This is a genomic window from Simplicispira sp. 125, from assembly GCF_003096555.1.
Classification (GTDB): domain Bacteria; phylum Pseudomonadota; class Gammaproteobacteria; order Burkholderiales; family Burkholderiaceae_C; genus Simplicispira.
The window spans coordinates 374,144-395,266 of the sequence record NZ_QEKM01000001.1 but is presented as its reverse complement, the minus strand read 5'-3'; the positions used below and the strand labels follow the sequence as shown (position 1 = coordinate 395,266).

General features: G+C 64.0%; 20 protein-coding genes and 1 tRNA gene. 11 read left to right on the top strand and 10 right to left on the bottom strand.

Annotated elements, in window-relative coordinates; genetic code table 11:
* Window positions 1-146: 146 nt before the first annotated feature.
* On the top strand, window positions 147-1,577 hold the full coding sequence (locus tag C8D04_RS01890; protein WP_116003350.1) for a bifunctional enoyl-CoA hydratase/phosphate acetyltransferase: 1,431 nt from the start codon (window positions 147-149) through the stop codon (window positions 1,575-1,577).
* Between the two features lie 16 nt (window positions 1,578-1,593).
* Window positions 1,594-2,781 carry an acetate/propionate family kinase gene (locus tag C8D04_RS01885; protein WP_116005956.1) on the top strand — a complete coding sequence of 396 codons (1,188 nt, stop codon included), beginning with the start codon at window positions 1,594-1,596 and terminating at the stop codon, window positions 2,779-2,781.
* 92 nt (window positions 2,782-2,873) lie between these two features.
* Here C8D04_RS01885 and C8D04_RS01880 read toward each other — a convergent pair.
* From C8D04_RS01880 to C8D04_RS01870, 3 genes are all read right to left on the bottom strand, one after another.
* Window positions 2,874-2,950, bottom strand: a tRNA-Val gene (locus C8D04_RS01880).
* A gap of 79 nt (window positions 2,951-3,029) precedes the next feature.
* Entirely contained in the window at window positions 3,030-5,264 is a 2,235-nt protein-coding gene (locus C8D04_RS01875; RefSeq protein ID WP_116003349.1) for a bifunctional (p)ppGpp synthetase/guanosine-3',5'-bis(diphosphate) 3'-pyrophosphohydrolase, read from the bottom strand.
* Entirely contained in the window at window positions 5,261-6,208 is a 948-nt protein-coding gene (locus C8D04_RS01870; RefSeq protein ID WP_116003348.1) for an alpha/beta hydrolase, read from the bottom strand. Before C8D04_RS01870 ends, C8D04_RS01875 begins: the two co-directional genes overlap by 4 nt.
* Window positions 6,209-6,282: 74 nt before the next feature.
* On the opposite strand from C8D04_RS01870, the gene C8D04_RS01865 reads away from it, so the two are divergent.
* Window positions 6,283-7,065 carry a 3-hydroxybutyrate dehydrogenase gene (locus tag C8D04_RS01865; protein ID WP_116003347.1) on the top strand — a complete coding sequence of 261 codons (783 nt, stop codon included), beginning with the start codon at window positions 6,283-6,285 and terminating at the stop codon, window positions 7,063-7,065.
* Between the two features lie 63 nt (window positions 7,066-7,128).
* Here C8D04_RS01865 and C8D04_RS01860 read toward each other — a convergent pair whose 3' ends face one another.
* Window positions 7,129-7,839, bottom strand: coding sequence for an SIMPL domain-containing protein (locus tag C8D04_RS01860; RefSeq protein ID WP_116003346.1), 711 nt, complete (start codon window positions 7,837-7,839; stop codon window positions 7,129-7,131).
* A 205-nt stretch (window positions 7,840-8,044) separates the two neighbouring features.
* Between C8D04_RS01860 and ompR the strand changes: the two genes are divergently transcribed.
* Window positions 8,045-8,776, top strand: coding sequence for a two-component system response regulator OmpR (ompR, locus tag C8D04_RS01855; protein ID WP_116003345.1), 732 nt, complete (start codon window positions 8,045-8,047; stop codon window positions 8,774-8,776).
* Between the two features lie 16 nt (window positions 8,777-8,792).
* Window positions 8,793-10,274: a sensor histidine kinase gene (locus C8D04_RS01850; protein WP_116003344.1), complete on the top strand. Its 1,482-nt coding sequence runs from the start codon at window positions 8,793-8,795 to the stop codon at window positions 10,272-10,274.
* A 165-nt stretch (window positions 10,275-10,439) separates the two neighbouring features.
* Here C8D04_RS01850 and ispF read toward each other — a convergent pair whose 3' ends face one another.
* Window positions 10,440-10,919, bottom strand: coding sequence for a 2-C-methyl-D-erythritol 2,4-cyclodiphosphate synthase (ispF, locus tag C8D04_RS01845; protein ID WP_116003343.1), 480 nt, complete (start codon window positions 10,917-10,919; stop codon window positions 10,440-10,442).
* 18 nt (window positions 10,920-10,937) lie between these two features.
* Window positions 10,938-11,774: a 2-C-methyl-D-erythritol 4-phosphate cytidylyltransferase gene (locus tag C8D04_RS01840; protein WP_116003342.1), complete on the bottom strand. Its 837-nt coding sequence runs from the start codon at window positions 11,772-11,774 to the stop codon at window positions 10,938-10,940.
* A gap of 89 nt (window positions 11,775-11,863) precedes the next feature.
* Here C8D04_RS01840 and mfd point away from each other — a divergent pair, with 89 nt between their 5' ends.
* From mfd to C8D04_RS01820, 4 genes are read left to right on the top strand one after another with little or no spacing between them, the layout of a single operon-like run.
* The gene (mfd, locus tag C8D04_RS01835; RefSeq protein ID WP_116003341.1) at window positions 11,864-15,337 is read left to right on the top strand and encodes a transcription-repair coupling factor; all 3,474 of its coding nucleotides are present in this window, start codon (window positions 11,864-11,866) and stop codon (window positions 15,335-15,337) included.
* A gap of 19 nt (window positions 15,338-15,356) precedes the next feature.
* The gene (locus C8D04_RS01830) at window positions 15,357-16,004 is read left to right on the top strand and encodes a hypothetical protein (protein ID WP_116005955.1); all 648 of its coding nucleotides are present in this window, start codon (window positions 15,357-15,359) and stop codon (window positions 16,002-16,004) included.
* A gap of 38 nt (window positions 16,005-16,042) precedes the next feature.
* Complete coding sequence (gene serB, locus C8D04_RS01825) at window positions 16,043-16,759, top strand: phosphoserine phosphatase SerB (RefSeq protein WP_116003340.1); 717 nt, start codon at window positions 16,043-16,045, stop codon at window positions 16,757-16,759.
* A complete protein-coding gene (locus tag C8D04_RS01820; RefSeq protein ID WP_233521078.1) occupies window positions 16,756-17,304 on the top strand; it encodes a redoxin domain-containing protein in 549 nt (182 codons plus the stop codon). The genes serB and C8D04_RS01820 overlap by 4 nt, the downstream gene beginning before the upstream one ends.
* Here C8D04_RS01820 and C8D04_RS01815 read toward each other — a convergent pair.
* Window positions 17,298-17,765: an Rrf2 family transcriptional regulator gene (locus C8D04_RS01815; protein ID WP_116003339.1), complete on the bottom strand. Its 468-nt coding sequence runs from the start codon at window positions 17,763-17,765 to the stop codon at window positions 17,298-17,300. The genes C8D04_RS01820 and C8D04_RS01815 overlap by 7 nt on opposite strands.
* A gap of 94 nt (window positions 17,766-17,859) precedes the next feature.
* Between C8D04_RS01815 and ytfE the strand changes: the two genes are divergently transcribed.
* On the top strand, window positions 17,860-18,612 hold the full coding sequence (gene ytfE, locus C8D04_RS01810; RefSeq protein WP_116003338.1) for an iron-sulfur cluster repair protein YtfE: 753 nt from the start codon (window positions 17,860-17,862) through the stop codon (window positions 18,610-18,612).
* A 20-nt stretch (window positions 18,613-18,632) separates the two neighbouring features.
* Here ytfE and C8D04_RS01805 read toward each other — a convergent pair whose 3' ends face one another.
* Genes C8D04_RS01805 through C8D04_RS01795 form a run of 3 tightly spaced genes read right to left on the bottom strand, consistent with a single transcriptional unit; the run spans window position 18,633 to window position 19,676 of the window.
* Window positions 18,633-18,848: a DUF3820 family protein gene (locus C8D04_RS01805; RefSeq protein WP_116005953.1), complete on the bottom strand. Its 216-nt coding sequence runs from the start codon at window positions 18,846-18,848 to the stop codon at window positions 18,633-18,635.
* Window positions 18,849-18,861: 13 nt separating this feature from the next.
* On the bottom strand, window positions 18,862-19,224 hold the full coding sequence (locus tag C8D04_RS01800; RefSeq protein WP_116003337.1) for a translation initiation factor Sui1: 363 nt from the start codon (window positions 19,222-19,224) through the stop codon (window positions 18,862-18,864).
* Window positions 19,221-19,676, bottom strand: coding sequence for a DUF2721 domain-containing protein (locus C8D04_RS01795; protein ID WP_116003336.1), 456 nt, complete (start codon window positions 19,674-19,676; stop codon window positions 19,221-19,223). Before C8D04_RS01795 ends, C8D04_RS01800 begins: the two co-directional genes overlap by 4 nt.
* 110 nt (window positions 19,677-19,786) lie before the next feature.
* Here C8D04_RS01795 and C8D04_RS01790 point away from each other — a divergent pair, with 110 nt between their 5' ends.
* Window positions 19,787-21,055 (top strand): DEAD/DEAH box helicase, encoded by a 1,269-nt coding sequence (locus C8D04_RS01790; RefSeq protein WP_116003335.1) that lies wholly within the window; start codon window positions 19,787-19,789, stop codon window positions 21,053-21,055.
* Window positions 21,056-21,123: the final 68 nt, after the last annotated feature.

Below are 21,123 nucleotides of genomic sequence, written 5' to 3'. Positions count from 1 at the left end.
CAGGAATACCCTGACTGCCCCAGCACTGCGGTGCGGCGCCTCCCGACAGGTGCGCCCGGTTAGGGCATGTGCTCTACCCGACAACGCCGGGCCCTTCGTGCGTCCGTGATACCGTGGCGCCACCTTCCCATTTCGCCCCGATAGCAATGAACCAGATCTCTCCCAGCGAATGGCTGGAAAACGTCACCTACGACGAAATGGTCGTCGGCCAAAGCGCGCGCCTGCTGCGCACCCTGAGCACGAGTGACATCCAGGCCTTTGCCGCCGTCTCGGGCGACACCAACCCGGCCCACCTGGATTCGGACTACGCCAACGACACCTTGTTCCACGGCGTGATTGCCCACGGCATGTGGGGCGGCGCCCTGATTTCGGCTTTGCTGGGCACCAGCTTCCCCGGCCCTGGCACCATCTACGTGTCGCAAGACCTGCACTTCACCCGGCCCGTGCGCATCGGCGACACCCTGACCGTCACCGCCACCGTGGTCAGCAAGGACGACAGCCGCAAGCGGGTGGAACTGGCCTGCCAGGCCATCAACCAGAAGGGTGAAAGCGTGCTGCACGGCATGGCCCAGGTGATTGCGCCCACGCAAAAGGTGCGCCTGCCCAAGCCCCAAGCCCCCCAGATCCAGTTGTTCGATCCCCAGGCGCGCTTTCAGGACCTGCTGGCCCTGGGCCAGGGCTTGTCGGCCGAGCGCTGCGCGGTGGTGCACCCCTGCGACACCGATTCGCTGCGCGGCGCCATCGACGCAGCGCAGTACGGCCTCATCATCCCGGTGCTCATCGGCCCGCAGGCGCGCCTGCGCAGCGTGGCCGAAGCGGCGGACATCGACCTGAACGGCATCGAAATCATCAATGTCCCGCACAGCCACGCCGCTGCCCAAAAAGCGGTGGACCTGGCCGCGCTGGGTGATGTGGGCATGCTGATGAAGGGCAGCCTGCACACAGACGAACTGATGCATGCCGTGCTCTCCAGCCCGGCGTTGCGCACCGGGCGGCGCATGTCCCATGTGTTCCGGTTTGACATTCCGCTGTACCCCAAGCCGCTGCTCATCACCGACGCAGCCCTGAACATCCGCCCCAGCCTGGCCGAAAAGGCGGACATCATCCAGAACGCGATCGACTTCGCACGCATTCTGGGGGTGGAGCAACCCAAGGTGGCCATTCTCTCTGCGGTGGAAACGGTCAGCCCCAATATTCCCTCCACCCTGGATGCTGCGGCGCTGTGCAAGATGGCAGACCGCCACCAGATCACGGGTGGCCTGCTGGACGGCCCGCTGGCCTTCGACAACGCCATTTCGGCCCAGGCCGCGCTGATCAAGCAGATTACATCTCCAGTGGCAGGCCAGGCCGACATTCTGGCCGTGCCGGACCTGGAAAGCGGCAACATGCTGGCCAAACAGCTGGAATACCTGGCCGGCGCCACAGGCTCGGGCGTGGTGCTGGGCGCGCGCGTCCCCATTGCACTGACCAGCCGGGCCGACGGCCCGCTGGCGCGCGTCTCTTCAGCCTTGCTGGCCAAGCTCATCGCCCACCATGGCCGCGAAGCCATGCGCGCCAACCCAAGCAACGCCGCCTGAAGGGGGTTCGCGCACCATGGCTATTCTTGCGATCAATGCGGGCTCGTCCACGCTCAAGTTTTCGGTCCACCCCCTGCAGGGAAAGCAGGTTCAGCCCGCTGTCCTGACAGGCAGCATCCAGGGGCTGGAGCCGGGCGGCACCCCTGAAATGCGCTGGACGTTGAACGGCGAGCGCGCGCACCGCGCTCTGCCCCCCTCCCAACACAACCCCTTTGGCCAGGCCCTTGAAGCGTTGCGCGAGCTGCTCACGCGCGAGTTGTCGTTGCCGGTGCTTCAGGCCGTGGCGCACCGGGTGGTGCATGGCGGCCAGGATTTCCGCTCCAGCATCATCGTTACGCCCGCCACCCTGGCCGCGCTGGAGCGCCTCAATTCACTGGCGCCGCTGCACCAGCCGCACAACCTGGCAGGCATCCGCTCCTTCAGCCAGACATTTGCCCATCTGCCCCAGGTGGCCTGCTTCGACACCGCCTACCACGCCACCTTGCCTGCGCTGGAGTATTGCTATGCCCTGCCGCAAGCCCTGAGCGCACAAGGCGTTCGGCGCTATGGTTTCCATGGTCTGTCCTACCAGTTCATCATGGGCACGCTGCAACAGCGCAGCCCGCGTGCCTACGGGCGCACGCTGATGGCCCACCTGGGCAATGGTGCCAGCCTGTGCGCTGCCCTGGAAGGGCACAGCCTATCGACCACCATGGGTTTTTCGGCACTCGATGGTTTGATGATGGGCACGCGCTGCGGCTCCATCGACCCAGGCGTACTCTTGTATTTGCTGGAACAAGGCTGGAGCCACGACCGTATCCAAGGTTTGCTGTACAAGCAAAGCGGCCTGCTGGGTGTCTCCGGCATCGCCGCCGATATGCGCGCACTGCGCGCCGACAACAGCCCATCGGCCCAGTTTGCCATTGACCTGTTCACGCACCGCATCGTGCGCGGCGCCGGCGAACTCACCGCCAGTATGTCGGGCATGGACGTACTGGCCTTTAGCGGTGGAATCGGAGAAAACGATGCGGTTCTGCGCGCGCAGGTTTGCCACAAACTGGCCTATCTGGGCGTGCGCATGGACGAGGCAAGCAATCAGCAAGCGGGCCGCCAGAGTGCCCGGCCCATCCACACCAAAGACAGCGCGGTGGAAATCTGGGTGGTACCGACCGACGAAGGCCACGTAGCCGCATCGGAAGCAGCAGCACTGGTCTTGCCAGATTGAAAAAGGAAGCGTAAAGCGGAGGCCCACAAGCAAAAAAGCCCTGCATCGTGATGATGCAAGGCTTAGTGCGATCTGTCTGGTCAACAGAAATTTGGTAGGCGCGATTGGACTCGAACCAACGACCCCCACCATGTCAAGGTGGTGCTCTAACCAGCTGAGCTACGCGCCTGTGTATTCGAGAGATGAGATTGTAGCAGCAAAAAAATGGCTCTTTTGGCTCAAACGCTGAAAAACCGCCAGCACTCTCTTCAACGCCTGCGCGCAGAGCGCACGCCCGAGACCGAGGCCACGATGCCCAACACTTTGTTCAGGCGTCCCGAGTCAACCACTTCGACGGTAAACGTCATCCAAGCCGTTCCCTTGACCGATTGGGTCTGCACACCGATCACGTTCATCTTCTCCTTGGCGAAGACTTCCGAGATGTCCCGCAGCAGGCCCTGGCGGTCGGCGGCCTCAATGGCGACATCCACCGGGTACACCGATGCCGCGGCCGTAGCCTTGGGCGTACCCCATTCGACCTCGATCACGCGCTCGCCATTGCGCACCTCCAATTCGCGGAAATTGCTGCAATCGGCGCGGTGAATGCTGACGCCCTTGCCACGCGTGACGAAGCCCCGGATGTCGTCGGGTGGCGCCGGCTTGCAGCACTTGGCCAGCTGCGTCATCAGCGATTCGACCCCCACCACCAGCACACCACCCTTGGCCGTTTTGTCATTGCTGCGCGGTTTTTTCAGCAGCAGATAGTCGTCGGGCTGCAAAACGGGCTCGGGGGGGCGCAGCAGGGTTTCGATGTTGCGCAGCGAGAACTCGTCCTTGCCCACCACTTCAAACAGCGCGTCGGCCGACTTGAAACCCAGCTGGCTGGCAAGGTCTTCCAGCCGCATGGCGGTCTTGCCTTCTCGCTGCAGCAACTTTTCGACGGCTTCACGTCCGCGCGCAATTGTTTCGTGCTGCGCCAGCGCGTTGAACCAGGCACGCGCCTTGGCCCGCGCCCGGTGGCTGGTCAGATACCCCAGATCGGTGTTGAGCCAGTCGCGCGATGGCCCACCCTCCTTGGCGATCGTGACCTCCACGGTCTGGCCGTTCTGCAAAGGCGTATTGAGCGGCACCATCGCACCATCCACCCGCGCACCCCGGCAGCGGTGGCCGACGTTGGTGTGCACCGCATAGGCAAAGTCCACAGGCGTAGCGCCCTGCGGCAGTTCTACGATGGCGGCGTTGGGGGTCAGCACATAGATGCGGTCGTCAAACAGGTTGGCATGTTGGGGCGCTCCGGCCAGGTCGCGCTCCCAGGCCAGCAACTGGCGCAGCACGGCGATCTTGGAGTCGTAATCCCCGCTGGCCGACACCCCTGCATAACCCTTGTTGCCCGCTTCCTTATAGGCCCAATGCGCGGCCACGCCATGCTCGGCATGATCGTGCATGGCCTGGGTACGGATCTGTATCTCGGTCGCCTTGCCGCTGTCGTCGCGCACGATGGTGTGCAGCGACTGGTAGCCATTGGGCTTGGGCTTGGCGATGTAGTCGTCAAATTCTTCCACCACGGGCGTGAACTCGGAGTGCACCCAGCTCAATGCGGCATAGCAGTCCTTGACGTTGGGAACGATGACACGCAGCGCACGGATGTCCAGCACCTGATCGAAGTTGAGCGACTTGCCGCGCATCTTTTTGACGATGCTGTAGATATGCTTGGGCCGCCCGGTCACCGTGGCGCTGATGCTTTGGGCACGCAGCTGCGATTCGACGCGCTCGCGCAGTTGCGCCATGTTCAGCTCGCGCTCGCCGCGCTTTTCATCGAGCAACCCCGCGATCTCGCGGTAGGTCTCGGGCTCCAGGAAGCGAAAGGCCAAGTCCTCCATTTCCCATTTGATCTGCCAGATACCCAGGCGGTTGGCCAGTGGAGCGAATACATGCAATGCCTCGCGGGCGATGCCGGGCGATACCGGCTGCTTGCTTGCGGCGTAGTAGCGCAGTGTTTGCAGGCGAGACGCCAGCCGCAGCATGACCACGCGCAGGTCGCGTGAGAAGGCCAGCAGCATCTTGCGCACGTTTTCCGTCTGGACCACGGAATCGTCCACCAGTTGCCCCGAGGCCTGCGCCACGCGGGCCTGCTGCTGCACGCGCATCAACTGCGTGGTCTCCACGGCCAAGGTGGCAAAGTTTTCACCAAAGGCCTTGGCGATCACCTCGCGCGGCTTGCTCAGGTGCGTGCAGGCGTGCACCAGGTAGCTGGACGCCTGCATGGCCTCGGAGCCGCCAATGGTCTTGAGGATCGCGGCGACCGCATCGGCGTGCTCCAGGGCGTTCTCGCCCGTATCCAGCGATTCACCGGCAATCAGGGGTTCGGCAAAATTGCGCGCACGCGCCAAGGCATCCACCTGTTCGGGCAAGGTGTGGGCCGTGGCCGCAATGAGTTCGGGTACCGCTGCCGCGCCTTGCACGCCTGCGCCTTCAGCCACCGGCCGCGCGGAATGGTTTTTCATGCAGGGCTCTTGTCGCAGGGATCTAAAAGAAACGACGCCACAGCGTCGATCTGATCCGACGCTACCAGCGTAGGGGCATGGCCCACGCCCGCAAATTCCACCAGCCGGGCCTGGGGCCCACGCTGGCCCATGGCCTGCGCTGTCTCGGGCGACAGCAGATCAGACTGCGCGCCGCGCAGCAGCAAGGTCCGCGCCGTGATCTGGTCATACAGTTGCCACAAGGCGGCCCCACCTGCCGCCGCAGCCTGCGCATCAATAGCGCGGAAAGGCACGGCAATGGCCGGATCATAATGCAGGCCCAGTCCGCCTTCGGGCAGGGTGCGCAGCATAGGACGCGAGAGTTCCAGCCACTGCTCGGGCGTGTGCGGCCCAAAGGTGGTGGACAGGCTCCAGAGCATGTCGGCCGCCTGCTGCACCGACTCAAAACGCACGGGCTGGCCCAGGTATTGACCAATGCGCTGCAGCGCCTGCCACTCGATCACCGGCCCCACATCGTTGAGCACCAGGCGGCGCACGGGCACGGGCAGCGGCAGGCCGGGCTGGCCACACACGGCCATGCCAATCAGCCCGCCCATGCTGGTACCCACCCAGTCCAGCGTCTGCAGGGGCGACTGCTGGTGCAGGTGGCCCAGCAGCGCCAGCATGTCGCCCGCGTACTGGCCCAGCTGGTAACCCATGGGGTCGGCCAGCCAGTCGCTCTGGCCACGGCCCACCACGTCCGGGCACACCACGCGCACCTTGTGGCATATCGCCCGGGCCAACGCATCGAAATCGCGCCCCTGGCGCGAGAGGCCGTGCACGCACACCACCACATGGGGATGTTGCGGGTTGCCGGTGGCATTCCACTCCCACCAGGCCATACGGTGCTGCTGCGCGGCAGCGCCCTCCGGCGGGTGAACGGCAGACCCGGGGCAGGATACGTAGTTCAGCCTAGGTTCAATCATGGATGCGGATTCCAAAAGCACTGTTTGATAATTCTTTCATTGCATCGTAATTGATTTGTTTCGGAGAAAAATCCATGCTCAAAGGCAAAACGGCTCTCGTCACCGGCTCCACCAGCGGCATTGGCCTGGGTATCGCCATCGGCCTGGCGCGCCAGGGCGCCAACATCGTGCTCAACGGTTTCGGTGATTCGGAAGGCCCCCGTGCCGAGGTGCAGGCCGCTGGCCAGCACGCTGGCGTGCGCGTGGCCTACCACGGCGCCGACATGAGTCGCGCCGCCGAGATCGAAGACATGATGGCGTTTTGCGCCCGCGAATTCGGCACGGTCGACATCCTGGTCAACAACGCCGGCATCCAGCATGTGGCCAACGTCGAAGACTTCCCGGTCGAACGCTGGGACGCCGTGATCGCCATCAACCTGACCAGCGCCTTCCACACCACCCGCCTGGCCCTGCCCGCCATGAAGGCGGCCAACTGGGGCCGCATCATCAACGTAGCCTCGGTGCACGGCCTGGTAGGTTCGGCACAAAAATCGGCCTACGTGGCCGCCAAGCACGGCATCGTGGGCCTGACCAAGGTGACCGCCCTGGAGAACGCCACCACAGGCATCACCTGCAACGCTATTTGCCCAGGCTGGGTGCTGACGCCCCTGGTGCAAAAGCAGGTGGATGCCAAGGCTGCCGCGCTGGGCGTTTCGAACGAAGAGGCCAAGAAAGTGCTGCTGGGCGAAAAAGAGCCTTCCATGCAGTTCACCACCCCCGAAGAGCTGGCGGAACTGGCCGTGTTCTTCTGCTCCGCCGCAGCCAACAACGTGCGCGGAGTGGCTTGGAACATGGACGGCGGTTGGACGGCCCAATAACACTATCTTTTCAATAGCTTCTGACGCTTAACCAGTAAGCGCTAGAAGCTATTTTCATTGAAATTAGCGCATCTGCACCGAACCGGAGACGGTGACCTCCACCGTGCTCTTGCCCGCCTCCACCGGCACGGGCGCGTCGGCACCACCGAGCTTGGCTTCCATGGCCATCATGCGCGGGCGCGGGCCAGGAGCACTGTCATGGCTGCTCACCACCACCTCGCGCAGGCTGTAGTCGGCAAAACCAAACGCCTGCGACAGGCCGCTGGCCTGGTTCTTGAAATTATCGATCGCCTGGGTTTGGGCCTGACGCTCCACACGGCTGCGTTCGGCTTTGCTTAATCCAAAACCGGTCTGCGTGATCGCCATGGTCGACATGCGCGCCGCGGTGCCCGTGATGCGGGCAAAGTCCAGCCCCTCCAGGACTACTTCGGCCCGGCCCTGCCAGCCCACAATCTCGCTGTTCTTGCCATAGCGCGGGAACAGGCTGAACTGGCCGGTGCGCACATCCATTTTTCCGGGCTCGGCGCTGCGGCGCGCCTCTTGCAGGGCGGCGTCCAACGCCTGGCGCAACTGGGCCTGCACGGCCCCCGCCTCCTTGCCATCACGCGAAGTGCCCAGCGTCAGCACCAGCAAGTCTTGCTGCACCTCCACCGAACCGGAGGCAGACAGCTGCAGCACATTGTGCGGTGGCGGCACGCTCGATACTTGAGAAAAAGCGGCTCCATAGCCCGTAATTAAAGTGCAAACAGCTATTGTTTTAATAGCAAAATTCATGTTTTGACATCCTGAAAAAAGAGATCTGCGCAACACAATAGCGGGGATTGGTGTGCTTCGATGTCAGCCGACGCCGCGATTTCAAAAAACTCTGTGCATCCCCGGCAAAACATGTAACCGTTGGTCAGCCTCCGGTAAGCCCCCCGGTTTTTCACCCGCAAACTGGTAACAATGGCGGCTGTTACAAATTGGACCGAGGTACACCATGGCCACAACAAGCACACGCACCGACAAAATTCTGGTGGTGGACGACGATGCCCGCATCCGCGACCTGCTGCGACGCTACCTGACCCAGGAGGGCCTGGAAGTCATCCTGGCCGAGGATGGCAAGGCACTCAATCGCATTCTGCTGCGCGACACGGTCGACTTGATCGTGCTCGATCTGATGATGCCGGGTGAAGATGGCCTGTCGATCTGCCGCCGCTTGCGCGCCGCCAACGACCGAACCCCGATCATCATGCTGACCGCCAAGGGCGAAGACGTGGACCGCATCGTTGGTTTGGAGGTGGGCGCCGACGACTACCTGGGCAAGCCCTTCAACCCGCGCGAGCTGCTCGCCCGTATCCATGCCGTGCTACGCCGCCGCCCACCCCAGGAGGCTCCGGGCGCCCCATCGGGCGACAACGAAGTCGTCACCTTTGGGCCCTTCAGCTTCGACATGGGCACCCGTGCTCTGCAAAAGAGCGGCGAAGAGTTGCCACTGACCACAGGCGAATTCGCCATGCTCAAGGCCTTGGTGCGCCACCCCCGCCAGCCGCTGTCGCGCGAAAAACTGGCACTACTGGCCCGCGGCCGCGAGTTCGAGCCTTTCGACCGCAGCCTGGACGTACAAATCTCGCGCCTGCGCAAGCTCATCGAGGACGACGCCGCTGCACCCCGCTACATCCAGACGGTATGGGGTGTGGGCTATGTTTTTGTTCCAGACGGATCCAGCTGAAATCCTTTGGGCCTCCATGAAACGCTCCCGTCCCCTCGACAGCGAAGCCACCAGCCCTGCGCCCCTCGAATACACCGAGCGACGCAAGGAGGTACGCGCGCGGGTCGGCCTGAACCTGTTTTGGCGCACGTTTTTTCTGCTCAGCATGCTGCTGGTGGGCAGCATCCTGGCCTGGCTGCAGACACTGCGGGCGCTGGAATTTGAGCCGCGTGCACTGCAAACAGCGCAGCAGATCGCATCGCTCGTCAACCTGAGCCGCGCAGCGCTGGTTCACGCTGATGCCATTGCGCGCGTTTCACTCATCAAGACCATGGCCGACCAGGAGGGCGTGCGCATTCTGCCGCGCGAGCCGGGCGATCGGTTCGAAGCGCTCGATGATTCGGCGCTGGGCCAACGCCTGACCGAGCAGCTCACGTACCGCCTGGGGCCAGACACCATCGTGGCCCAGAGTGTCAACGCTGAAAAAGGTCTGTGGGTCGGTTTCACCATCAATGGCGACCCGAACTGGCTGCTGATGGACCGTTCGCGTTTCAGCCCAGCCGGGGGACGCACCTGGATGATCTGGCTGGTCACGGCGGCCGCGCTCTCGCTGGCCGGCGCCGCCGCCATCGCACGGTTGATCAACCAGCCGCTCAAGCAGTTGTCAGATGCCGCCAACCGCGTGCGCGACGGCGACTTTGCAGCCAGCCATCTGGACGAAGAAGCGGTAACCAGCGAGATCCGCGAGGTCAACATCGGCTTCAACCGCATGGCACAAAAACTGGCCAAACTGGAACAGGACCGCGCTGTCATGCTGGCTGGCATTTCACACGACCTGCGCACGCCCCTGGCACGTTTGCGGCTGGAAACCGAGATGAGCGTGAACGACGAAGTAGCCCGCGAGCACATGGTGGCCGACATCGTGCAGCTCGATGCCACCATTGATAAATTTCTGGACTACGCACGGCCCGACCATGTGACGCTTACGCCGGTCAACCTGAATGCGGTCGTGTCGTCGTGCGTATATGCCGTGCAGGACCACCGCGAGTTGCAGATCCACACCGCCATCCCCGAAGACCTGAACGTCCTGGCCGACGAGGTGGAACTCGCCCGCATCATCTCCAACCTGCTGGAGAACGCACGTCGCTACGGCAAATCGAGCGACACCGGCATCACGCAGGTGGACATTGCCGCCAAGGGACGCGAGGACTGGGTGCTGCTCAAGCTGCGCGACCATGGCGCGGGCGTTCCGCCCGAGCAACTGGCCAACCTGACCAAACCGTTTTTCCGCGGCGACGCGGCACGCACGGCAGCAGCTGGGGCAGGCCTGGGGCTGTCCATCGTGGACAAGACGGTGCAGCGCATGGGCGGCATCTTTGCGCTGGCCAATTCCACTTCTGGGGGACTCGTGGCACATGTCCAACTGCAACGCGCAGGCGACCAGCCCGCGGGCACCGACCTGCACCAACGCCTGCAACGCCCCCAGATCAAGCGCAACCTGCCGCAAAAAAAAGGATGACATCCCCCTGTGGCGCTGCGCGCCTTCCCCCTTCTCTCGGCTATCGCCGGGAAGGGGGACGCCACCAGCGCACGCAAGTGGAGCGCCGCCTACGCGGCATGGCGGCCCTTGCGCGGTGGCCGCTGGACCAGGCCGCGCCAGCAACATGCGCCGCTGACGGTGGAGTCAGACCTTCAGCAACAAGGCTACGGCCCGTGCCTCGATGGCCAGACACTGGCCCACGGGGCCCATGCGCTCGGCGGTCTTGGCCTTGACGTTCACCTGGTCCAGGCCCAGGCCGAGCGCACTGGCGATGCGCTCGCGCATGGCCGGGATGTGCACTGCGAGGCGCGGCGCCTGCGCCACCACGGTGCTGTCGATGTTGCCGATCGCATGGCCCTGCGCGCGCACACGGCGCGCCGCCTCCTGCAGCAGCACCACCGAATCGGCGCCCCGAAATTGCGCATCGGTGTCGGGAAAATGCGTGCCGATGTCGCCCAGCGCGGCCGCGCCCAGCAGGGCGTCGGTGATGGCGTGCAACAGCACGTCGGCATCGGAATGCCCGAGCAGGCCCGCCGTGTGCGGAATGTCCACCCCGCCGATGACGAGTCGGCGCCCCGGCACCAATGCGTGTACGTCCCAGCCTTCTCCGATCCTGAAATACATGTTGTTGCCCTGGCAATATCAAAAAATGGTTTTCATCGGCGTGTCGCTGGCCTGGCCGCGGGTTCCGCCGAAACGCTCCAGTGTCGCACCATGCATGCGCTGCGCCAGCACGGCCTGGGCCAACAAGAAGTCCTCCGGGTAGGTCACCTTGAAATTCAGGGCGCTGCCTGGCACCAGGCGGGGGTGTAGCCCCATGGCCTCCATGGCGCTCGCCTCGTCGGTGGCGGACGAGCCCACATGCTCCAGTGCAGCGCGCAGCGCGCCGATGCGGAACATCTGCGGCGTCTGGGCCAGCCACTTGTCGGCGCGGTCCACCGTGGACGCCACGCGGATTCCACCCGGCCCCGAAATCGCCGTTTTGAGGGTGTCGGCCAGCTTATGCGCCAGCAGACCGCCCACGCCATCGTGTGCGCAGGCGTCGATCAAACCATCAATCTGGGCCGAAGTGACCAGGCAGCGTGCGGCATCGTGTACCAGCACCCAGTCGTTTGCCTGGGCACCACGCTCCAGCAGGGCCCCCAGTCCGCCCAACACCGTATCGGCGCGCGTCGGACCGCCGCAATCGACGGTAAAAAAGGAGGGGTTGGCGTAGGCCTGTAAAAAGCGGTCTCCGGACGCCACGGCCACCAGCGTGCCGCGCAGGCGTGCCACCCCGGCAAAGGCCGCCAGCGTGTGCAACACCATGGGCTGGCCCGCCACCGGCTGATACTGCTTGGGCAGGCCGGGGCTGGCAGCCGGTGCCGATACGGCACGCGCGCCCACACCCGCACAGGGCAGCAAAGCCCAAAAGTTTCCGGGCACAGACGGCGGCACGCCAGCGGGGGCCTTCAGTGGCGGTATCAGGGGTTCTGTCATGGGAGCATTCTAAAATCGCTCCTTCCGTTGCGCCCGGCTGGCGCATTTGTTGCACGGCTGCATGGGCGGCGCAACCCTATTTTCTGCGCATGGATCTTCCCAAACTTCCCCCCGGCAAACGTTTCACTGTGCCCCGCCCCACAGGTAGCGCCGATGCCCTGTTGCTGGCACGCCTGGGCGAGCGTGAAAAATCTGCGCAACGCACCACCGTGATCGTCACGGCCGATGCCAGCGATGCCCAGCGACTCATCGACGAAATGGCGTTCTTTGCGCCAGAACTGCGCTGCGCGCTTTTCCCCGATTGGGAAACCCTGCCCTACGACCAGTTCTCGCCGCACCAGGATCTGATCAGCGAGCGGCTCGCGGCGCTGTGGCGCATCAGCCAGAAGGACCGCGAAACCGGCGCCGACGTGGTCATCGTGCCCGCGACCACAGCACTCTACCGGCTTGCCCCTCCCTCGTTCCTGGCGGGCTACACCTTCCAGTTCAAGGTCAAGCAAAAGCTGGACGAAGCAAAACTTAAAGCCCAGCTCACGCTGGCCGGCTACAGCCATGTGACCCAGGTGGTGAGCCCAGGTGAATACGCGGTGCGCGGCGGCCTGATCGACCTGTTTCCGATGGGCTCGCTACAGCCCTTCCGCGTGGACCTGTTCGACGATGAGATCGACAGCATCCGCACCTTTGACCCCGACAGCCAGCGCAGCCTGTACCCCGTGCCCGAAGTGCGCCTGCTGCCCGGGCGCGAATTCCCCATGGATGAACCGGCCCGGGCACGCTTTCGGGCCCGCTGGCGCGAGCTGCTGGAGGGCGACCCCACCAAGAGCCGCATCTACAAGGACATGGGCGCAGGCGTCGCCACGGCTGGCATCGAATACTACCTGCCGCTGTTCTTTGACGAGACCGCCACGGTATTTGACTATCTGGGCGATGCAGCCACAGTAGTCCTGCATGGCGACCTGGAACCCGCGTTTCAGCGCTTCTGGCAGGACACGCGCGACCGCTACCGCCTGCTGCAGGGCGACCCCGAACGCCCGGTGCTACCGCCCGAGGCCCTGTTCCTGAGCGCCGACCAGTTCTACACCCGGTGCAAAACGCTCCCGCAGCTGTCCATCCGCCCGGGTGTTGACGATGTGATCGACAACGCGCACTTCCAGCCCCACACCGACCTGTCCGTGGTCCGTGGTGCAGAAGACCCGCTGGCCCGGTTGCACGCCCACATTCGCAACACGCCGCACCGTGTGCTTCTGCTAGCCGAAAGCGCCGGGCGGCGCGAAAGCCTGCTCGACTTCCTGCGTGCATCGCACCTGAATCCACCTGCCTTTGACACGCTGACTGAATTCCAGGCCAGCACCGATGAAAAAGTGGGCATCGCCACGGCGGCTCTCACCACGGGGTTCAAGTGGATGGAGGAAGGCATCGATTTCGTCACCGAGACCGAGCTTTTTGCCGCAGGCCCCACCACCCGCCGCCGCAAGAAACAGGAACAGGTGAGCGATGTCGAGGCGCTGATCAAGGACCTCTCGGAGCTCAACGTGGGCGACCCCGTCGTGCACAACGCGCACGGCATCGGCCGCTACCGGGGCCTCGTCAACATGGACGTAGGCAACAAAAACCCGGACGGAACCCCTGCCCTGCAAGAATTTTTACACCTGGAATATGCGGGTGAAGCGGTGCTGTACGTGCCTGTGAGCCAGCTGCAACTTATCAGCCGCTACACGGGTGTGAGCGCCGACGAAGCCCCACTGCACAAGCTGGGCAGCGGCCAATGGGAAAAAGCCAAACGCAAGGCCGCCGAACAGGTGCGCGACAGCGCGGCCGAGTTGCTTAATATTTATGCCCGGCGCGCCGCACGCGAAGGCCACGCCTTCCGCTACAGCGCGCAGGACTACGAGACTTTTGCCAACGACTTCGGCTTTGAGGAAACCGCTGACCAGAACGCAGCCATCCACGCGGTGATCCAGGACATGATCTCGCCGCGCCCCATGGACCGCCTGGTCTGTGGTGACGTGGGCTTTGGCAAGACCGAGGTGGCGCTGCGCGCTGCGTTCGTGGCCGTCACAGGAGGCAAGCAGGTGGCGCTGCTGGCGCCCACCACGCTGTTGGCTGAACAGCACTACCGCACGCTGGTGGACCGCTTCAGCAAGTGGCCCGTGAAAGTGGCCGAGGTGTCGCGCTTTCGCTCGGGCAAGGAGATCACCGCGGCCATCAAAGGCATTGCCGACGGCACGGTGGACATCGTGGTCGGCACGCACAAGCTGCTCAGCGAATCGACCAAGTTCCATAACCTGGGCCTGCTCATCATTGACGAGGAACATCGCTTTGGCGTGCGCCACAAGGAGCAGATGAAGGCGCTACGCGCCGAGGTGGACGTGCTCACCCTCACGGCCACGCCCATTCCACGCACCTTGGGCATGGCACTCGAAGGCCTGCGCGACCTCAGCGTGATTGCCACCGCGCCGCAGCGCCGCCTGGCGATCAAGACTTTTGTGCGCAACGAGGGCACGGGCGTGATCCGCGAGGCGGTGCTGCGCGAATTGAAGCGCGGCGGGCAGTGCTACTTTTTGCACAACGAGGTCGAGACCATCGAGAACCGCCGCCAGAAGCTCGAAGAAATCCTGCCCGAGGCCCGCATCGCCGTGGCCCACGGCCAGATGCCCGAGCGCGAGCTCGAGCGCGTGATGCGCGACTTCGTGGCCCAGCGCTACAACATCCTGCTGTGCTCGACCATCATCGAAACCGGCATCGACGTGCCCACGGCCAACACCATCATCATGAGCCGCGCCGACAAGTTCGGCCTGGCCCAATTGCATCAGCTGCGCGGTCGCGTAGGCCGCAGCCACCACCAGGCGTATGCCTACCTCATGGTGCCCGACACCGAGGGTCTGACCAAGCAGGCAGCTCAGCGCCTGGATGCCATCCAGCAAATGGAAGAACTGGGCAGCGGCTTCTACCTGGCCATGCACGACCTGGAGATCCGCGGCGCTGGTGAAGTGCTGGGCGAGAACCAGAGCGGCAACATGCTGGAGATCGGCTTCCAGCTCTACAACGAGATGCTGTCCGAGGCCGTGCGCTGCTTGAAGGCAGGCAAAGAACCCGACCTGCTCAGTCCCTTGTCCGTCACCACCGACATCAACCTGCACGCTCCCGCCCTGCTGCCCGACGACTACTGTGGCGACGTGCATCTGCGCCTGTCGTTCTACAAAAAACTGGCCACCGCGAAAACCAGCGAGCAGATTGACACCTTGCTCGAAGAAATTGTCGATCGTTTTGGCAAGCTGCCCCCGCAGGCGCAAACGCTGATCGACGTACACCGACTGCGCTGCCTGAGCCAACCCTATGGCGTCATCAAGGTGGATGCAGCGCCCGGCATCACGAATATCACCTTCCGGCCCCAACCACCGGTAGAGCCGATGCGCATCATCGAACTCATCCAGAAGAACCGGCACATCAAGTTGGCAGGCAACGAAAAACTGCGCATCGAACGAGAGCTGCCCGACCCCAAGGCCCGTGCGCAGATGGTGCGCGACATTCTGCGCAGCCTGGGACAGCCCACGACGGTCTGAGTAAAACGGCGTGAACAGCATGCTGCTCGAATGGCTCATCGTCGCCCTGGCCCTCGCGGCTGCCCTGGCCACCCGGCCCTGGCGTCTGCTGGCCAGCAGGCCGGGAGCCGCCGGTGCAGCCGCCACCGCCAGCCCCTTACTCACCCCCTTGCTGGCCACGCTGGTGCTGCTGCCTTGGCTGTGGGCTCTACCGGCCTTGCACGCCATGCCACTGCAATTGCAGTGGTCGGGCGCCTGCCTGGTAGTGCTGATGCTGGGCTGGCCGCTGGCCATTCCTGTGCTGCTGGTGGTGGGTTGCGCCACTGGCCTTGTATCGCCCATGGAATGGTCGCAAAGCCTGGTCACCACGGTGTGGCAGGGCCTGGTGCCCGCCACGCTGGCCCTGCTGCTGGGCACAGCCCTGCGGCGCCTTACCGGCGAAAACATGTTCGTCTATATCCTGGGGCGCGGCTTCCTCGGCACGGCGCTGTGCACCTTTGCAGCATCCGTACTCGCCCAATGGGCGAGCAACCCGCTGCCCGGCGTGGGTGGTCCACTGTCCCTGGTAGCGCATTGGCTCATGGCCTGGGGCGATGCCATCGTCACCGGTATGCTCTGCGCGGTTTTCGTGGCCTTCAAGCCCGAATGGCTGGCGACATGGTCAGACCGGCTGTACCTGCACCCCTGAAAGTTAAGATCCTTCCATTTCCGCTGCTCGGCTCTTCCATGAAACACGCTACCGAATTCGCACCCGGCCTCATCGTCCAGAGAATTGTTGCGCCCCTGCGCCTGTCCGATTACAAGCTCATCGCTTTTGACATGGACTCCACGCTCATCAACATTGAATGCGTGGACGAGATCGCCGACGCCGCCGGCCGCAAGGCCGAGGTGGCCGCCATCACCGAAGCGGCCATGCAGGGCGTGATCACCGACTACAAGGAAAGCCTGCGCCAGCGTGTTGCCCTTCTGAGGGGCGTGCCGGTAGCCCACATGGAACAAGTGCTGCGCGAACGGATGCAGTACAACCCTGGCGCACAGACGCTGGTCGCTGCATGCCGCAACGCGGGGTTGGCCACGTTATTGGTGTCCGGCGGGTTCACTTTTTTCTCCAGCCACGTCCAGTCCGCACTGGGCATACAGTACGCGCGCTCGAATGTGCTGGAGGTGCACGACGGCCACCTGACAGGCCGCATGGTGGACCAGGACTGGGGCGATATTTGCGACGGCCAGGAAAAACGCCGCACCGTGCTGGAACTGGCAGCGCTCCTGGGCATCAGCCGGGCGCAGATCATCGCCGTGGGTGATGGCGCCAACGACCTGCCCATGATGGAGATCGCCGGGCTCTCAGTGGCTTTCCGGGCCAAACCCTCGGTACGCGCACAAGCCCGTATCGCCATCAACAGCGGCGGCCTCGACCGTTTGCTGGAAGTGGTTCAGCCTTGACGGCATCGCTGTGGCAGCGACTTGCCACGGTACTACGGCGCCAGCGCTGGCGTGCACACCTGGGCACCCTGTTGACGGTCATGGCCGTATTGGTGGGCGCACACCTTTGGCAGACACGCCATGTGCCGTCCGGGCCCGTGCCCGACCTGCCCCTGGTGCTGACTTCCGGCGAGACGACCACCTTGCACGCATGGCGGGCGCGACACCCCGGCCAACCGGTGGCCCTGCATGTCTGGGCCGAATGGTGTCCCATCTGCCGCACGGAAGAACACAGTATCACGCGGCTGCACCAGGACTGGCCCGTGCTCACGCTGGCCATGCAGTCTGGTAGCTTGCAAACGGTTCAGAAGGTTCTGGAAAAACGCCAGTTGCCCTGGAACACCGCCATTGACAGCCAGGGCACGCTGGCCCGCAGCCTGGGCGTGCAGTCGGTGCCCGCCCTATTGGTGATCGACGTTCACGGCCATGTCCGCGCGGCAACGGTGGGCTACACCAGCGAAATCGGCATGCGGCTTCGCATGCTCTGGGTGCGAATGGTTCAGTGAGGCGTGCGCGGCAGACCCGGCACGAGCCGGATCGTGCCCGGGCGCTGCTCGGTCGGTGGCGCCATCAGATCTTCAAGAGTGAGCGCGTCAAGCACCCCAAAAAAACTCTGCATGGCCTTGCCCAGCACACCCTGCAAGCGGCAGTGGCTGCTGAGGCGGCACTGGTTGTTCTCGGGGTCGAAGCACTCTACGACGGTGAAGTCCGTCTCGGTCGAGCGAACGACAGCGCCGATGTTGATCTCGCGGGCCGGTTTCATCAGGCGCATACCACCGCCCCGGCCACGGGTGGTTTCCAGCAGGCCACTGGCTGACAGTTCCTGCACTATTTTTGTCAGATGGCTGCGTGAGATGCCATAGCTCTCGGCCACCTCGCTGATGGTGACCGGCTGCTCACGCCCCTCGCAGGCGGCGCAGTACATCAGCACCCGCAATGTGAAGTCGGTCCACTGAGTGAGCCTCATGGAGCTTGCCGCAGATCAAGAAGAATACGCATACGGTATAGATCTTATTCGATAAAATATGCAATCACAATGCATCTTTATAAGGACATTCCCCATGAACGCCCCCATGTCGCCCGCTGAAACCTCGGCATCTGCTCTCAATGTCGGCCAATCCATTGGGCAGATTGCCGTCGAATTGCCGGGCTCCACGGCTGTTTTTCGGCGCCTGAAGCTGGATTTTTGTTGTGGCGGCCACCTGAGCCTGGCACAGGCCGTGGCCGAAAAAGGGCTTGACTTGCAGGCCGTTCTGGGCGAATTGGCGCAGCTGCAGCGCCCGACCAGTCTGCCCGAGGTGACTGAACCCGGCGCACTGATCGACCACATCCTGGTGCGCTACCACGAGGTGCACCGCGCCCAGTTGCCCGAACTGATCCGCATGGCCCACCGTGTGGAAAGCGTGCACCGGGCCAACCCTGATGTACCGGCGGGTCTGGGCGACCTGCTGGAAGAAATCCAGGCGGAGCTGTTGGGCCACATGCAGAAGGAAGAGAACATTCTGTTCCCCATGCTCAAGTCGGGCGGCAACCCTTTCGTTCAGCACCCGATCAGCGTGATGCGCTCCGAGCATGTGGACCACGGCGCCGCCCTCGACAAGCTCAATGCCCTGACCAACGACGCTACCCCTCCGGCGGGCGCCTGCAATACCTGGCGCGCGCTCTACAGTGGCATTGCCCAGCTCAATGACGACCTGATCAACCACATCCACCTGGAAAACAATGTCCTGTTCCCGGCTTTCGAGGCCCAGGCCCAGAAGGCCATGGGCGGTGGCGGATGCGGTGGCAGCGGTGGCGGCTGCCAGTGCGGTTGAGCTGAACCCCTGATCAATATTTATCTGCGCGGGCGCAAGGGATCGAGCAAGGCCGACAGGCCGTTGTGATCGATCTCATGCATCAGGGCTAGCAAGCGGCCCAGTTCGCCCCGCGGAAAACCCTCCCGCGCAAACCAGTTCAGGTAGTTGCCGGGCAGGTCGGCCAGCAAGCGCCCTTCGTATTTGCCGAAAGGCATGCGCGTCTCCACCAGTTTTTGCAACTGCTCCGGGTGCATGGGCGCCATGCGTTCAGCCTCCGGCCCGCTTGGCAGCGTGGCCCTGCTTGCGCAACAAGTCCAGCACCTGGTCGGCATGATCGCCTTGCACCTCGATCACGCCGTCTTTCACCGTACCGCCGCTACCGCACCCCGTTCTGAGCAGCTTGCCCAATTGCGCCAGCGCGGCATCGTCCAGCACCAGCCCGCGCACCAGGGTGACTGTCTTACCCCCACGCCCCTTGCTTTCGCGGCTGACGCGGGCGGTGCCATCGCCCACCGGGCGGGGCGGTGCCTGGCGGCAGGTGCAACTGGCGACCGGCTGGCGGCAGTCGGGACACATACGTCCCGCATCGGTTGAATAAACCAGGCCACCTGCCTTGGACGTCGATCTCATGGCGTACCGCCCTTGTTCAGCAAGGAAAAATTGAGCAGGCGCGTGGCGATCACGGTTTCGGTCAGAAAGCACACCAGCGCCAGCAGGAAACACACCACGCCAGCGAGAAAACCCGCCACCGCCAGGCGGTTGGCCTGAAAGCTGGTGGTCTCCCCCAAAAACAGCAAAATGATGGTGAGCCCGATCAGGAAGGCGCAAAAAGTCAGCAAGGCGATGCAGCCATTGGCCAGCCGCCCGCGTGTGCGCAGTTGGGCCAGTTCCCGGTAGGCGGCAGCCACAAAGCTGGCGTCCTTGAGGGCCCGGTCTTCCACCACGCGCGCGCGGTCAATGATGCGGGCCAGCCGCCCGGCCACCGCGCCGATCATCCCCGAGACTGCGGTAAGCAGGAACACCGGCGCAACCGCCAGCTGGATGCCGTGGGTGATGGCACTGGAATCAAGGGCAAGGGCCATGTTCTGGGTCTTTGTAAAAAGCAGGCGTGGATTATCGGCGGTGCAGCACAATGACTGTCTTTGTTCCATGTACGCCTGCAGGCGCCCGTAGTGGCTCCAGCGCTTATTCCATGCCTTTTGCCTCTCTTGGTCTTTCCCCCGCCCTGGCTGCCGCTGCTGCTGCACAAGGATTTCAGTCGCCAACCCCGATTCAGGCCGAGGCCATTCCCGCCATCCTGCGCGGCGCCGACCTGCTGGGCCAGGCGCAAACGGGCTCGGGCAAGACCGCAGCCTTTGCCCTGCCGCTGCTGCAGCGGGCGCAAGAGGCCCGCCTGCCCGGCCAGCGGAGCGTGCAGGCCCTGGTGCTGGTGCCCACGCGGGAACTGGCGGCCCAGGTGGGCGGCGTGCTGCGCGACTTGGCTGCGGCGTTGCCCTCGCCACCGCGCATCGCCGTGGTGTTTGGCGGCGTCTCCATCAACCCGCAGATGATGGCGCTGCGCGGTGGTGCGGATGTCGTGGTGGCCACACCAGGGCGTCTGCTCGATCTGGTGGAACACAACGCACTGGGCCTCTCGGGGGCCACGTTGCTGGTGCTCGATGAAGCCGACCGCCTGCTCGACCTGGGTTTTGCCGAAGAGTTGCAGCGCGTATTGGCGCTGCTGCCGCGCCAGCGCCAGAACCTGCTGTTCTCTGCCACCTTTCCGGCCGACGTGCAGCAGCTGGCCACTGGCCTGCTGCGCGAACCCGTGCGCATTGAAGTCGCACCGACCGAGGCGGGCGAAGATGGTGCGGCCACCATCCTGCAACGCGCCATCGCGGTGGACGAGAAGCGGCGCACGCAGCTCTTGCTCAAGCTGATCAAAGACGAAGGCTGGGAGCGCGTGCTGGTATTTGTTGCCACCAAATACACCGCCGAGCATGTGGCGGAAAAACTCTACCGCGCCAAGGTGTTTGCCACGCCCTTCCATGGCGACCTGAGCCAGGGCGCACGCACGCAGGTGCTCGACGAATTCAAGGCCGACCGCTGGCAAGTGGTGGTGACCACCGACCTGGCGGCGCGCGGCATCGACATTGCGCAACTGCCCGTGGTGGTCAATTACGACCTGCCGCGCTCGGCCGTCGATTACATCCACCGCATCGGCCGCACCGGCCGTGCGGGCGAAAGCGGCCTGGCCGTCACTTTGGTCACCCCCGCCAGCACGGCGCATTGGCACCTGATTGAAAAGCGCCAGGGCCTCAGTCTGCCGCTGGAACAGGTGACAGGCTTTGAGCCCACCGAAGCGGCGCCGCCCCCGCAGCCAGGCAGTGGCGTCGGCGGTATCAAGGGCAAGCGCCCGAGCAAGAAAGACAAATTGCGCGCTGCAGGCTTGCTGCCACCGCTCGATCAATCCTCAGAGTAATTCCATTTCTAAACCATCCGTGTCGTTGTTGCTTCGCCTTGCCGTGCAATAGCACTGTCTGCGGCTTC